This is a genomic window from Prochlorococcus marinus str. MIT 0917 (assembly GCF_027359575.1).
Taxonomy (GTDB): Bacteria; Cyanobacteriota; Cyanobacteriia; order PCC-6307; family Cyanobiaceae; genus Prochlorococcus_B; species Prochlorococcus_B marinus_D.
The window spans coordinates 1,310,385-1,325,798 of record NZ_CP114784.1; the positions used below are offsets into that span (position 1 = coordinate 1,310,385).

The following is a 15,414-nucleotide window of genomic DNA, read 5'->3' on the forward strand; positions in this document are numbered from 1 at the left end:
TTTTCAAAGATAATTCTTAAAACTACAAGAACAGAAAAGGTTAATGACTTTTAAAAAATCGAAAATGTTTTAAACCATCTAAAACACCATCTTGAGCATCAGAAAAGAAAGCTCTTTGTTGAGATCTCAAAGTGTCTAATGATAAATCATGATCCAATGGAATAACACTAGTGGTCAATCCTCTTATCAGCTCAGCATCACCTTGTTGACTTGCTATAACAAGAATATTTTCTAGAGACAACCCCCAGCGTAAAGTCAAAAATCTAATGGCTTCTGCTCGTGATGCTCGCAAAGGAACAACGTCTAAATACCAATGACATTTCAGATGTGGCAAAGCAGCAAGTCCAGACTGCCTAAGTCTTTTTCGTACTAAAGGTAAAATTGCATCACTTGGTTCTTTTAATAAATAACTAACCTTATACAAACCTTGATTTTCAGTTGATTGAAGGACTAAATAATCTTTTAAATCGAACAAAACCTTTTCTACGCCTTTACGATTCCAATCAACACTTATTGCATCTTGCCAAAAAATATCTGATTTATTTTCATCACCATAATAAATTTCAGTTCCAGCTTGACATATCCAAACTGCAGGTTTAGGTAGACCTATTTCTGCGTATCGATAACGAGCAGCTTGAATTGATCTGCCAGTTAAAATTCCCAATTGAATTTTGTAATTAAAAAAATGATCTTTTAACTTGTTCCTTAATTTTGATAAGCCATTTGATTGCTCAAGGTAGTTGTCTAAATCAAGAAATATTAGCTTTTTAGCGAAAGGACTCTCTTGTTTAATATTTCCAAATGTCCAGTTTCGAGGTGCAAGAAATTTGAGACGCTTCTGCATCAATGCAATGTAATTACAAATATGAGCATCCCAACTGAAATGCCTGCTTACTCCCTCAACTCCATTTTTACTCCAACTATTCCATACAGAAGGGTTGGATCCAGCAGTCTCTAAACCATCTCTCAACGCTTCTAAATCAGTTACATCTACAAGTAGACCATTGTCACAACGAGCAAGAATATCCCTTGGACCACCATCGTCAGTAGTAACCATAGGCAATCCACACGCAGCAGCCTCCAACAATGTCAAGCCAAATGGCTCAGTCAAGGCAGGATTAACAAATAGTCCTTTTCTAGTTGCAGCCCAACGATAAATTGAGGGGATTTGATCTCTTTTATGTTGTTTTGGATAAGCAACTTTGCCGTATAAATTATATTTGTCTACCAATTCAAAAACTTGCTGAAAAACTTCTCTTTGCTGTTTATCAAGCTGACGTGAATCATCTCGACAACCTAAAATTAAAATCAGATTATGTCTTTGCTGCAAAATTGATGACCGTCCGTAAGTCTCAACCAATGCAGGAATATTTTTTCTCCTTACTGCTCTTGATATAGCTAGTAATGGAGGAAGATTTAAATCTCTTAAAAAAGGTTTGAAAAGTTTGTTTAATGTTTTTTCTTCTTCCTTTAAATTAAAATTTATTGCATGAAAACGATTTAAATCAACACCAGGAGGAATTATTTCTACATTATCTGCGCTAAACCGTCCATAACGAGCATACTGTTCATCAGATTCCTGCTTAGTGCTTGTTATGAGTAAGTTTGAATGTGCTAAAGCTAATTCTTCTGCATCAATTCTTTTGCTAATTGAATAATTTTGCTCTATTTGGTCATGATCTATTCCAGCAGCCAATAATCTTCTAAGTTTTTCACGGCCTAAGGAATGGCCAGTAAAAACCAATGGCAAGCCTAATCTTCTACTAACTAAAGACCCAACATAACCAGCATCTGCGTAATGAGCATGAATCCAATCTGGCAAATTATTTTCGTTCTGTAATCTTTGAACTATTTGATCAGCCAAATCATCTAAATAAGGCCACAACAATTCTTTCCTGACATAACGCTTAGGGCCAAAAGGTAGTCGAATAATTTCAGCACAACTTGATATCTTTTCCACAGGCTTTGAATAGTCAGAAGATACTTTCCTATCAATAATTAATCTTGTAATAAGTTCAACTTTTTCAACTTCTGGCCTTGCTGCAAGTCCTTTTACTAATTCTAAAACGTATAAAGTTTGACCTCCAGTATCTGAATCTCTGCCCAGCTCAAGATCATGTGAACGGATTAAACCATGCAAATTTAAATGTAAAAGTCTTAAGCCCAATAAAAACCCTTATCAAGAATGATGTTTCTTAACTGATTTTTTGACGATTAAACCTAAAGAAAGAATAATAATTTATTTTTAATAAAAATTAAACCATCAAGACGCTTGCTATGACTGAATTTTAAGGTATGGACGAATAAGGGTCAGAAAAAATTGATCTTAAAGATTAAGGAATATGAACGAAATCATAAAAGATTTTCAAACCTTATTAGGAGGATGTAATTCCAAAACTTTTTTTAAATAATTACCTGTATAACTATTTGAATCCTTTGCAATTTCTTCAGGAGTTCCAATAGCAATAATTTCACCTCCACGATTACCTCCTTCCGGACCCATATCAATAATCCAATCTGAACATCTAATAACATCCAAATTATGCTCAATAACAATAATTGAATTTCCTTTATCTACCAATCTTTGTATGACATCCATCAATTTATGAACATCATAAAAACTTAAACCAGTAGTGGGTTCATCAATTAAATATAAAGTTTTACCAGTAGCTCTTCTAGATAACTCAGTAGCAAGTTTTACTCTCTGAGCTTCTCCACCAGATAATGTTGGAGCAGGTTGACCAAGCTTAATGTAACCAAGACCAACGTCTAAAAGTGTCCTTAATCGATCTGCAGCTTGAGGTATTGCAGAAAAAACATCAACTGCTTGCTCAACAGTCATTTCTAATACATCGGAAATAGAATAATTTTTATATTTCACTTGCAATGTCTCTCGATTAAATCGAGCTCCTTTACATACATCACATTGAACATAGACATCAGGTAAAAAATTCATTTCAATTACATTTACCCCTTGGCCACGACAAGCCTCACATCTTCCACCTTTGACATTAAAACTGAATTGCCCTGCTTGATATCCTCTCGCTTTTGCTTCAACAGAAGTAGCAAAAAGTTGTCTTATAGGATCAAATGCACCTGTATAAGTGGCCGTATTAGATCTTGGGGTTCTACCAATTGGAGATTGATCAATAACAATAACTTTATCAATAGATTTAATACCTTTCAGTTCTTTTAATCCTTTTGGAAAAGGAACTTTCAACCCTAGAGAGTGGTTTAAAGCAGGATGAAGTAATTCATTTATTAGAGTACTTTTCCCACTTCCACTAACTCCAGTAACTGCAACTAATCTGCCTAATGGAAAATCAACTGAAAGATTTTTTAAATTATTTTTTTCACAATCAATCAAACGTAATTTTCTTTGTACTGAGTCTCTTCTACTAGCAGGGGTAGGAATAGATGAGCGCCCGCTAAGATAAGCACCAGTCAATGATCCTTTTGCGGTCAACAAACTATCTAAAGAACCTTCAGCGATAATTTCACCTCCATGCACACCAGCACCAGGACCTATGTCTACTAAATGGTCAGCAGCTCTTATCGTATCTTCATCATGTTCAACAACAACCAAAGTGTTGCCTAGATCACGTAATTTTTTTAAAGTAGACAATAATCTATCATTATCTCTTTGATGGAGTCCAATACTAGGTTCATCTAACACATAAAGAACTCCTGTTAAGCCTGCACCTATTTGAGTAGCAAGTCGTATTCTTTGAGCTTCCCCACCGGACAAAGTCATTGCTGGCCTATCTAGAGTTAAATAATCAAGCCCTACATCCAACAAAAATTGAAGACGTAATCGAATTTCTTTTAAAACTAATTCCCCAATCTTTTTTTGTTTATTAGAAAGTAATTGCTGAGAATTTTTAGTTGTCTCGAGACCCATTAATGCCTCAACATTCTCTAGTGTGGTAGAAACACTAGATGAAGTGAGATCAGTTATTGCAAAAGGTCCAAGTTTTACAGCAAGAGCTTCAGGACGTAACCTCTTGCCATGACAGCTTGCGCAAGGGACTAATTCAAGGTATTTTTCTAATTTTTGTCGAACGGCTTCACCATTTGCATCCTGTAACTGTCTTTCTAAAATAGGTAAAATACCTTCAAAAGGTCTTTTAAATCCAGAATCTTGCTTATATCTACTATCTACTTTTATTAAAATAGGCTCTTTACTACCATTTAACAAAATATTTTTTTGCTCTTCTTTTAAATCTTTCCAAGGAGTTTTTATCTCAAAACCGAATGCCTCACCAACTGAGAATAATAGTGAAAAATAATACGAATTATCTTTGTCACTCCATGGTGCAATAGCTGCATAAACCGGTAACGATGGATCAGGTACAACTCTTTCACAGGTAAATTTTTTCAAGTGACCAAGACCATGGCAATCAGGACATGCGCCATATGGACTATTGAATGAAAATAATCGTGGAGATAATTCTTCAATAACTGCTCCATGAACAGGGCAAGCGAAATTTTCAGAAAATAATCTTTCTCTATCAATACCTTTAGGAAGTTCTTCATTCTTTTTAGGTACTGCTTCAACTATTGCTAAACCATCTCCCCTTTTCAAAGTAGTACTTAAAGAATCAGTTAATCTCTCTTCAATTCCCTCTCTCGCAATCAATCTATCAACAACTACCTCAATAGAATGAACTTGATTTTTGTCTAATTCAATATTATCTGACAATTCTCTCACTTCTTTGTTAATTCTTACACGAACAAATCCCTCTGCAGCAAGTCCAGACAAAAGTTTTGAGTGTGTTCCTTTTTTACCTCTAACAACTGGTGCAAGTAATTGATATCTAGTTCCTTCAGGAAGAGTCTTAATTTGATCAACCATCTCATCAATACTTTGAGGCTTAATTGGCCTAGAGCACTCAGGACAATGAGGTTCTCCCGCTCTTCCAAAAAGCAAACGAAAATAGTCTTGTATTTCCGTAACCGTTCCAACTGTTGAGCGAGGATTATGACTTGTTGATTTTTGATCAATAGAAATTGCTGGAGACAAACCTTCAATTGAATCGACATCTGGTTTATCAACCTGACCTAAAAATTGTCTTGCATAAGCAGATAAACTCTCAACATATCGCCTTTGTCCTTCAGCAAAAATAGTATCAAAAGCTAAAGAACTTTTACCACTTCCGCTAACACCTGTAAAAACAACCAACTTATTTCTTGGGATAGATAAATCAACGTTTTTTAAATTGTGCTGCCTTGCACCACGAATAGTTATGACTTCTTCAGTTGAAGAACCAATCTTTAATGTCTTTTTTTTTGAATTAGATTCTTGGCTTCCCATTAGGGAAAATTGTTAATAGCTAATTGTATAAAAAAATATGCTCATCATGCAGCTTTATGTTCCAGCAAACTCTCCGCATAAGCATTAGCTTCTACGATTTCACCACCAGCCAATAGAGCCAATTCCCTTTTCCGGTCTGCGATTTCCTTTAAATTAATAACAATAGACTTTGTAGCACCAGCGATAACACTCTTTTTTAAAACAAAATGATTATCAGCAAATGCTGCAATTAAAGGTTGATGCGTAACGCAAAAAACTTGCTGATGAATTGACAATTCGTGAAGTAAATTAGCTACGTAACTACTGACTGATCCGCTAACACCTAAGTCGATTTCGTCAAAAATCAACAGATTAGATTGATTAAATGTAGAAAAAATTGACTTTATTGCCAAAAGAACTCTAGATTTCTCTCCCCCAGAGGCTCTTTCTGCAAGAGGTGCTAAAGGCAGACCTGGATTCGCTGAAAACATAAAATTAACTTTATCAAACCCATTCATTGTTGGTTCAGATTCTTCAAAAACAACTTTAAAACGAGCATTGGGAATACCTAAATTTTTTAAACTCATAATCAATTTATCTTCAAATTCTAAAGCAATATTTTTTCTTATTTTCGATAAATCTTTATTAGAGTTATCTCTTATGCGTCTTTTTTTATCTTCAAATAAAGCCATTTCATTTATATTATTAAAAGAATTTTGAGAAGATAAACAATTCATTAATTCATTTTTATAATTAATCAGATCTTGTAAATTTCTTTGATATTTTTTTTGATAAAATTTCAAATTAGATAATCTAACTTGTAAATCATTTAAAAAAGATGGATCTATATCTAATGTTTTTTCATAATCATTTATCTGATAAATTAAGTCATTAAGATTATTAATTATTTTATAAAAATTATCATAAGTCGGTTCCAAAGAAGAGTCCATTTGTGACAATATTTTTAATTCATTCATACAAAAATTAAAATGGTCTAGCACTGTTGGATACTCATCTAAACTTTCATTTAAACGAATTAATAAAGATTTAACTCCTTCTTTTAATCTTAAAACATTTGATAAACGATTTTGAGCAGTTTCTAGCTTAATTTGCTCGTCTGGGTCTTCTAATTCTAATTTATTCAAATCTTGGTATGTATATTCCATTTCCTCAAACTCTTTTTTAGAATCTAAGATTCTATGTCGAGCTTTCTCTAATTTAATATTAGATTCATGCCATATCTTCCAATCTTCCTTAACTTTAGATATAGATGATTGAATTTTTTTTAAACCTAATGAATCTAATAAGTTTAATTGATACAATGAATCATTTAAAAGATAAGTATCTCCTTGTAGTGTGAAATCAAATAAATTGGATCTCAATTCTGATATTTGATCTCTATTAACTAATACACCATTAATTCTAAATCTAGATTTATATTTATTTTCTTTTAAACGCCATTCCCTAGTCACAATTAATTCTTCCTCAATATCAAATTCGTTATTAATTAGCCAATTTTTCGTATTTTGCGACACAGAAAAAACACCCTCGATTGATGAAAAATCAGATCCTTTAGATACCAATCGATCATCATGAAAACTTTTTTTATTCGCCAATAAAGCATTCAACGTATCAATAAATATTGATTTACCTGAACCAGTTTGCCCTGTAAAAACAGTAAATCCTTTATCAAAGTCGATCTCTAAATTCCCAAATAAAGCTATATTTAGAAAACGAAGGCTGGTAAGCATAACTCAAAGAAATCAAAAAGACACAAACTAGGCGTAAAATCGATTAGAAGGGATGTAGATCACTGCCATACTCACATGGCCGAAGAATTAAGCGATTTTATTGAAGCCTCAGGTCTACTTGAGTATGACCCTGTGGCTATAGACTCAATCTACAAAAGAAATCCAATTCGTCTACTTCGCAGACTTTGGCAAACCCTTTTGCCAATTGGATTGTTTTTGTTGGGAGTTGGATGGGAAAAATTAATTGGTTCGTTAGAGAAAAATGAGAGAAAAGCATTTAGAGCAAAAGAATTTACACAACTCCTTGTTGATTTGGGACCAGCCTTCATAAAAGCTGGTCAAGCGCTATCTACGAGACCAGATATTGTTCCACCAATAGTTTTAGAAGAATTAGCACAGCTTCAAGATCAACTACCAGGGTTTGAAAGTAAACTGGCTATGGCATGTATTGAACAAGATTTAGAAGATAAAATTGAAAACATTTTTCAAGAAATAGATAAAGAACCAATTTCTGCAGCATCTTTAGGTCAAGTTCATAAAGCTATACTCAAAAGTGGAGAAAAAGTTGCTGTTAAAATTCAGAGACCAGGTTTAAGAGAGCAAATCACTTTAGATTTATACATAGTCAGAAATATATCTATTTGGTTTAAAAACAATATTGGGATTATTAGAAGTGATCTAGTCGCATTAATAGATGAGCTAGGTAAAAGAATTTTTGAAGAAATGGATTATATTAATGAAGCCACGAATGCTGAAAGATTTAAAAACCTTCATAGTGAAAATAATAAAATTGCGGTACCAAAAATCTACAGAGAAGCTACTAGTAGAAGGGTGCTTACAATGGAATGGATAGATGGAATAAAATTAACAAATATAGAAGCTGTCAGAAAATTAGGAATTGATCCAAATGAAATGATAGAAATTGGCGTAAGTTGTAGTCTACAGCAATTAATTGAGCATGGTTTTTTTCACGCCGACCCACATCCAGGAAACATTTTAGCAATGAAGGATGGACGACTTTGTTATTTGGATTTTGGAATGATGAGCGATATTACGCAGCAATCAAGAATTGGATTAATCAGAGCTGTTGTTCACCTTGTAAATAAAAGATTCGATAAGCTTTCCAATGATTTTGTCCAATTAGGGTTTCTTTCTGAAGAAGTAGATTTAGCACCTATTGCTCCTGCTTTTGAAAGTGTTTTTACAAGCGCCTTAGAAATAGGAGTTAATAAAATGGATTTTAAAGCTGTAACTGATGATATGTCCGGAATTATGTATAAATTTCCATTTAAATTACCACCTTATTACGCACTAATAATTAGATCTTTAATTACTTTAGAAGGAATAGCACTTAGTGTTGATCCCAATTTTAAAATATTAGGAGCTGCATATCCTTATTTTGCAAGAAGACTTATGGAAGATGAAAATCCAGAACTAAGAAATAGTTTAAAAGAAATGCTCTTTGATGAAAACAGTCTTAAATTGGAAAGATTGGATGATCTTCTTACAAGCGCTACTAAAGAAAAAAAATTAGATAGCGAAAAAATATTAGATCAAACAATTGATTTTTTATTTTCAGAAAAAGGTATAATTCTTAGAAATGAATTAGTTAATATTTTAGCTGAAAAGATAGATGCTATTGGATGGAGGACAGTAATAAAATTAAATAATAAACTCCCATCAAAAATTAGATCAAAAACAATTGAAAAATCTTCATTAATCAACACTAAGCAAATTTTGAACATATCTTCAATAAATAAAATGTTTAATACATCAAAAATAAAACCTGGATTTAAAAGAAAAATATTTCTTAAAAAAATACCAAAAATTTTAATAACTAAAGATACTTACAAAATGGGTTTTGGTTTAGTGAAAAAAACATCTGAAAAAGGACTAATTAGATTAGTCAAAGTTGCCGCTGGTGTAAGACAATAAATGAATTTAAATTACAGCTTTATCTTATTATTAATATTTTTTTTAAGTCCAAATGTCAAAGGAGCAGAAAATCTATTTCTTTATAAAGGAACATTTAGCAGAAACATAAAGATAGAAGAATTAAATAAATTCAAGTCAACAAAAAAGCCAAGTAGTAAATTAAAAAATCTAATAAAAATTACAAATCAAAATGAAAAAGATCTACACAAAATCCTATCTTTAAAAATAGAAGTTCCACTAAAGACAAGTAGTAAATTGATGAATAGTAAAATAGGTGAGGTTTTTTTAAGCAGATTATCTAAAATTGTATATACCAATAAAATATTAAATAAAAAATTAACTACTAAAGCAATTAGGTCTGGTATTTTATTAAGTTCTTATAAGAACGATCAGAAAATTAATCTAATAGATTTTTTGAGAGCATATCCCAATAAAGATATTGCGATTGATCTAAATGCATTGAGTAAAGCCCTTAAAAAAATAGAATCATTAAAAGAATTAATTGAATTCTATTCAGATTCACCTTTTAAAAAACTTAAAGATGGAAGGTCTAGCACTTAGATTGTTTAAAAATTAATTAGTTAAGAAGTGGCTCTCTCTAAAAAATTAAAACAACTTTTTTCTTCTGCCCCCCAAAAAAATAACTGGGATGGACTAATAGAAGCATACAAACCTTGGTTACCAATTACAAAAAAAACACCAATCATTACTTTAAAAGAAGGTGCAACTCCTCTTATAGAAGTCAAATCAATAAGTAATCGAATTGGAAAAGGAGTAAAAGTATATGTTAAATATGACGGTCTAAATCCAACAGGATCATTCAAAGATAGAGGAATGACAATGGCAATCAGCAAAGCTAAAGAAGCTGGTTGCGAAGCGGTAATTTGCGCAAGCACAGGTAATACCTCAGCCTCAGCTGCTGCTTATGCAAGCAAAGGAGGGATGAAATCATTTGTTATTATTCCTGATGGATATGTAGCTCAAGGTAAATTAGCTCAGGCTTTAGTCTATGGAGCAGAAGTGTTAGCTATAAAAGGAAACTTTGATAAAGCATTAGACATTGTTAGAGAATTGTCTAATAAATATCCAATAACATTAGTTAACTCAGTTAACCCTTATAGATTACAAGGACAAAAAACAGCGGCTTTTGAGATAATAGAAAATCTTGGAAATGCTCCTGACTGGCTATGCATTCCAATGGGAAATGCAGGAAATATAAGTGCTTACTGGATGGGATTTCAAGAATTTTTTCAAGCTAAAAAATCAAAAAAACTTCCTCGAATGATGGGTTTTCAAGCAAGTGGTTCTGCTCCCTTAGTCGAGGGGAAAAGCATTAGCAATCCAGAAACAATTGCTACTGCGATAAGAATTGGTAATCCTGTTAATAAAGAAAAAGCTCTCTTAGCAAAAGAATCGAGTAATGGTAAGTTTTCTTCCGTAACAGATTCCGAAATAATCGAAGCATATAAAGTTCTTGGTAGAGAAGAAGGTATTTTTTGTGAACCTGCTAGCGCAGCTTCCGTTGCTGGTTTATTAAAGATTAAAAATGAGGTACCAAAAAATTCCACTATTGTTTGTGTCCTAACTGGAAATGGTTTAAAAGATCCTGATTGCGCAATTAAAAATAACGAATCAGTTTTTCATACAGGTATAGATCCAGAATTAACTTCAATAACAAAAGTAATGGGGTTTTAAAGACATAAAAAATATCCAAAAAAAAAACTGTCTGTTAATTTCGATTTTTTATCTTTGAGTTTATTGTGGAAAAAAGATGAAAAGTCTTCTTATATTAAATATCTTTTTTCCACAGACCGTTGTATTCGTGGATAAGACTATTTTTATCCACGATAAGAAAAACTTTTCCACACCTGAAAAATCTGATATAGCTGTTCTCTACTATGTTTTTTGAATTAACCACAAAAACCACAATAACTACTACTACTAATTCAATTTCATATCAAGAATAAAGAATTAGAATAGAAATAAAAAATTTTGTTTTTTTTAACGGTATTGCTTTTTGGAAATAGCTATGAAATTCTTATATGAATGGATTTTTATTTGAAATAACAGAATGAAATTAAATTGCTCTCAATCTGAATTAAATACTGCTCTTCAGTTAGTAAGCAGAGCAGTTTCTCACCGACCGACACACCCTGTCTTAGCTAATGTTTTACTAGCAGCTGATGAAGTAACTGGAAAACTTCGTTTGACTGGTTTTGATTTGAGTTTAGGTATACAAACTTCAATATCAGCTTCTATAGAAAGTAGTGGTGCAATAACTCTTCCTGCTAAGTTGTTTGGTGAAATAGTTGCAAAATTGTCTAATGATTCTCCCTTAACTTTGACTTCTGATGAAAGTAGTCAACAAGTTGAATTAACTAGTAAAAGTGGTACATATCAAGTAAGAGGAATGCTTGCTGATGATTTTCCAGATTTACCTTTAGTACAAAGTGGTACTTCACTTAAGTTAAATCCATTCTTATTATCTAATGCAATTAAATCGACTTTATTTGCAAGTAGTACGGATGATGCTAAACAATTATTAACAGGTGTTAATCTTACATTTAATGGTTATGGAATTGAATCTGCAGCTACTGATGGACATAGATTAGCTGTTCTGAATTTAAACAATATTTTATCTGATTCTAAAGATCTAGACGTTTCTGATAAGATTGATAAGTTTTCAATTACTTTACCTTCAAAATCTTTAAGAGAAGTTGAAAAATTTTTAAGTACTTGTGATATTAGTCAGCCAATTAATTTTTTTATTGATAAAGGACAAGTAGTTTTTATCTCAGCTGATGAAATTATAACTATAAGAGCTTTAGAAGGCTCTTATCCAAATTATTCTCAATTATTGCCTGATACATTTGAAAACATATTAGAATTCGATAGAAAAGAATTTATTGCTTCATTAGAAAGAATAGCTGTTTTAGCTGATCAACATAATAACGTTATTAAAGTAACTACTGATAACTCAGCAAATTTAATTAAAATTAGTACTGATGCTCAAGATATCGGCACAGGTAACGAATCTCTTCCTGTTTCATTTATAGGTGAACCATTTCAAATAGCATTTAATGTGAGGTATTTATTAGATGGACTTAAAGTTATAGATTCAAATTTTATTAAATTAAGTTGTAATTCTCCTACTACACCTGCAGTGTTCTCACCTGTTAATAGTGATGTTAATTTTACTTATTTAGTTATGCCTATACAGATACGCAATTAATTTTGGCTATTCCGACTAAACTATTATTTAGTAATTTATTAAAACATAACGTTCGTTGTGAAAATGGAATTGATCATGGTTTAGTTATTAGTCCATGGATGCATCCTCCTGTTCATCGAATATTAGGTTGGGTAAGTCGTCCCTCTAGTTTAAAACTTGAAAGAAAGGTATGGAGGCTTGATCAATTAAAAGGAATAAATCAACAAGAAATTTATGTGAAAGGATCTTATTCACTTTCAGATGAGCAAACCCTACAACGTTTTCCAACGTTAATGAATGCAAATATTTTTAATAGAAGTGGACAAAAGCTAGGTCTAGTAGCTGATTTTGTTTTTGAGCTTAATAAAGGAAACATACAATACTATTTAGTTAGTCGTTCAAATCCCTTAATTCCAGGAACAAGTCGATGGCGTTTATCCATATCACAAATTATTGATAAACAACCCGGTTCTATTTCTTGTGATATTGATACATTTGAAGATTTACCAATACAGAAAGCAAGTTTAAAAGAAGAATTTCTTAGTAAGAGTAGAAAATGGAAAATTCAATTTGAAGATTTGACTAATAACGCTTCTGATAAGCTTGAGGGGTGGTTTGATGATCAAATTAGTGAAAGCAAGAACGAAGGTGAAGATGTTTCTTCTGAAGCATCCAATGATTATGATTCATATGATGATTGGATAGATAATTTAGATATAGATACTTTTGATGAATTTAATACAATGAATAAAAGCAAGAGAAATAAAAGTTCAAACAATGAAAGAGATCTTGATCCCTGGATTTAATTAATGTCATCTACTTCCAAAAACAATGATTTTAATCAAATCATTGATTCACCAAAATTTTCTGTTGAATATGATGTTCTATCTTCTCTTAAACAAGAAGGATTAAAAAAATCCGATTATGTAGAAATTTGTCGAAGACTAGATCGGGCGCCAAATAGAAATGAATTAGGAATGTTTGGTGTTATGTGGTCTGAACATTGCTGCTATCGAAATTCTCGCCCTTTACTTAAAAATTTTCCTACAACAGGTAATCGAATTCTTGTAGGACCAGGAGAAAATGCAGGCGTTGTAGATATTGGTTTAGGTCAAAAATTAGTTTTTAAAATTGAGAGTCATAATCATCCGTCAGCAGTGGAGCCTTTTCAAGGGGCAGCAACAGGAGTAGGTGGAATACTGAGAGATATTTTTACCATGGGAGCTAGACCAATAGCATTATTAAATGCTTTAAGATTTGGTCCTTTGGAGGATGAAAAAAATATTAGTTTATTAGAAGGTGTTGTTGCAGGTATTTCACATTATGGAAATTGTGTAGGTGTTCCCACTGTTGGAGGTGAAGTTGGCTTCGATAGTAGTTATTCAGGTAATCCTTTAGTTAATGCAATGGCATTGGGTTTGATGGAAACGGAGGAAATAGTTTGTTCAGGTGCTAGTGGAATCGATTTTCCAGTTCTTTATGTAGGAAATACAACTGGTAGAGATGGCATGGGAGGAGCAAGTTTTGCAAGTTCTGAACTTTCTAAAACTTCAATAGATGATCGACCCGCAGTACAAGTCGGTGATCCTTTTCTTGAAAAAGGATTAATAGAAGCTTGTTTAGAGGCTTTTAAAACAGGTCATGTAATTGCTGCACAGGATATGGGAGCAGCAGGTTTAACTTGTAGTTGTTCTGAAATGGCTTCAAAAGGTGAGGTAGGCATTGAATTGAATCTTGATTTAGTTCCAGCGAGAGAAAAGGAAATGACTGCATATGAATTCTTGTTGTCAGAATCACAAGAAAGAATGTTATTCGTTGTGAAACCTGGTTCAGAAGAAGAATTGAGACAATTATTTATGAGATGGGGATTATATGTTGAAGTTGTAGGAAAGGTTTTAAAACAAAAAGTTGTTAAAGTCATCCATAAAGGACAAGTTGTAGCAAACTTACCAGCATCTGCACTTGCTGATGATACACCTATAGAAGAGCATCTATTAAATAAGTCAACGCCTGAATATTTACAAGAACATTGGAAATGGACAGAAGATTTATTACCTGAAAATTTAAATAATGGAATTATTAATATAAAAAATAATCTATTTATTAGTTGGAATAATGTTTTATTAAATTTATTAAATACGCCATCAATAGCCTCAAAAAATTGGATATATAAACAATATGATTATCAAATACAATCTAATACAGTTGTTGCTCCTGGAGAAGCTGATGCAGCTGTTATAAGGATTCGTTCTCAAAATGATTTTATAACTTCATCAAATCAAGATAGAGGAATAGCGTCAGTTGTTGATTGCAACGATAGATGGGTTTATTTAGATCCTCAACGAGGAAGTATGTCAGCCGTTGCAGAAGCGGCAAGGAATTTAAGTTGTGTTGGAGCTGAACCTATAGCAATTACAAATAATTTAAATTTTTCTTCTCCAGATGAACCAGTAGGTTTTTGGCAATTATCAATGTCATGTCAAGGTATAACTAATGCTTGTACAATATTGAATACTCCAGTCACAGGAGGCAATGTGTCTTTATATAATGATACTAAATTGCCTAATAATACAGTTATTCCAATACATCCAACGCCTGTAATTGGGATGGTTGGATTAATAGAAGATATTAATAAAATTTGTAAAAAATCTTGGGTTAAAGATGGAGATCAAATATGGATGATTGGATTACCTTTAGAAGCTAATATAAAAAAAGATAAAAGAATATCATTAGCCGCTTCATCTTTTTTAGAGTATATTCATGGACTAAAAACGGGAAGACCGCCCGAAATAGATTTATATTTAGAAAAAGAAGTTCAGTCATTTTTAAGAAAAATAATAAACAAAGGTATTATCAACTCAGCTCATGATTTAGGTGATGGTGGTTTAGCAGTAGCTTTAGCTGATTGTTGTATTTCTTCTGGATATGGAGCAAATATTGTGCTACCTCCAAGCAAATCAAGATTAGATAGGCTTCTGTTTGCTGAAGGCGGGCCAAGAGTTTTAGTTAGTTGCTCAAGCAATCAAAGCTTAGAATTAAAAAAATACTATGAAATTATTTCTATAGAAGAACCTAATGTTTTTTCAATATCTCATTTAGGAACTGTAAATAATCAAAAAAAACTATTAGTTTCTCAAGCTAATAATTCCATTATAGATGTTGACATTTTAGATTTGAAAGATACATATAAAGAATGTATCTATAAAAAAATATCTAAATAAAAT

General features: G+C 32.2%; 9 protein-coding genes. 6 read left to right on the forward strand and 3 right to left on the reverse strand.

Going from position 1 to position 15,414, the window contains the following annotated elements:
* Positions 1-40 precede the first annotated feature (40 nt).
* From O5637_RS07455 to O5637_RS07465, 3 genes are all read right to left on the reverse strand, one after another.
* The gene (locus tag O5637_RS07455) at positions 41-2,167 is read right to left on the reverse strand and encodes an HAD family hydrolase (protein WP_269603860.1); all 2,127 of its coding nucleotides are present in this window, start codon (positions 2,165-2,167) and stop codon (positions 41-43) included.
* Positions 2,168-2,365: 198 nt separating this feature from the next.
* Entirely contained in the window at positions 2,366-5,314 is a 2,949-nt protein-coding gene (gene uvrA / locus O5637_RS07460) for an excinuclease ABC subunit UvrA (protein ID WP_269603862.1), read from the reverse strand.
* Positions 5,315-5,358: 44 nt separating this feature from the next.
* Positions 5,359-7,044 carry a DNA repair protein RecN gene (locus O5637_RS07465; RefSeq protein ID WP_269603863.1) on the reverse strand — a complete coding sequence of 562 codons (1,686 nt, stop codon included), beginning with the start codon at positions 7,042-7,044 and terminating at the stop codon, positions 5,359-5,361.
* A gap of 75 nt (positions 7,045-7,119) precedes the next feature.
* Here O5637_RS07465 and O5637_RS07470 point away from each other — a divergent pair, with 75 nt between their 5' ends.
* From O5637_RS07470 to purL, 6 genes are all read left to right on the forward strand, one after another.
* Positions 7,120-8,979: an ABC1 kinase family protein gene (locus tag O5637_RS07470; RefSeq protein WP_269603865.1), complete on the forward strand. Its 1,860-nt coding sequence runs from the start codon at positions 7,120-7,122 to the stop codon at positions 8,977-8,979.
* Positions 8,980-9,540: an alpha/beta hydrolase gene (locus O5637_RS07475; protein ID WP_269603866.1), complete on the forward strand. Its 561-nt coding sequence runs from the start codon at positions 8,980-8,982 to the stop codon at positions 9,538-9,540. It begins immediately after the preceding gene.
* 27 nt (positions 9,541-9,567) lie between these two features.
* The gene (thrC, locus tag O5637_RS07480) at positions 9,568-10,674 is read left to right on the forward strand and encodes a threonine synthase (protein WP_269603868.1); all 1,107 of its coding nucleotides are present in this window, start codon (positions 9,568-9,570) and stop codon (positions 10,672-10,674) included.
* Between the two features lie 376 nt (positions 10,675-11,050).
* On the forward strand, positions 11,051-12,211 hold the full coding sequence (gene dnaN / locus O5637_RS07485) for a DNA polymerase III subunit beta (protein WP_269603870.1): 1,161 nt from the start codon (positions 11,051-11,053) through the stop codon (positions 12,209-12,211).
* Positions 12,212-12,213: 2 nt separating this feature from the next.
* Entirely contained in the window at positions 12,214-12,996 is a 783-nt protein-coding gene (locus tag O5637_RS07490; protein WP_269603872.1) for a PRC-barrel domain-containing protein, read from the forward strand.
* A 3-nt stretch (positions 12,997-12,999) separates the two neighbouring features.
* Positions 13,000-15,411: a phosphoribosylformylglycinamidine synthase subunit PurL gene (gene purL / locus O5637_RS07495; RefSeq protein ID WP_269603874.1), complete on the forward strand. Its 2,412-nt coding sequence runs from the start codon at positions 13,000-13,002 to the stop codon at positions 15,409-15,411.
* Positions 15,412-15,414: the final 3 nt, after the last annotated feature.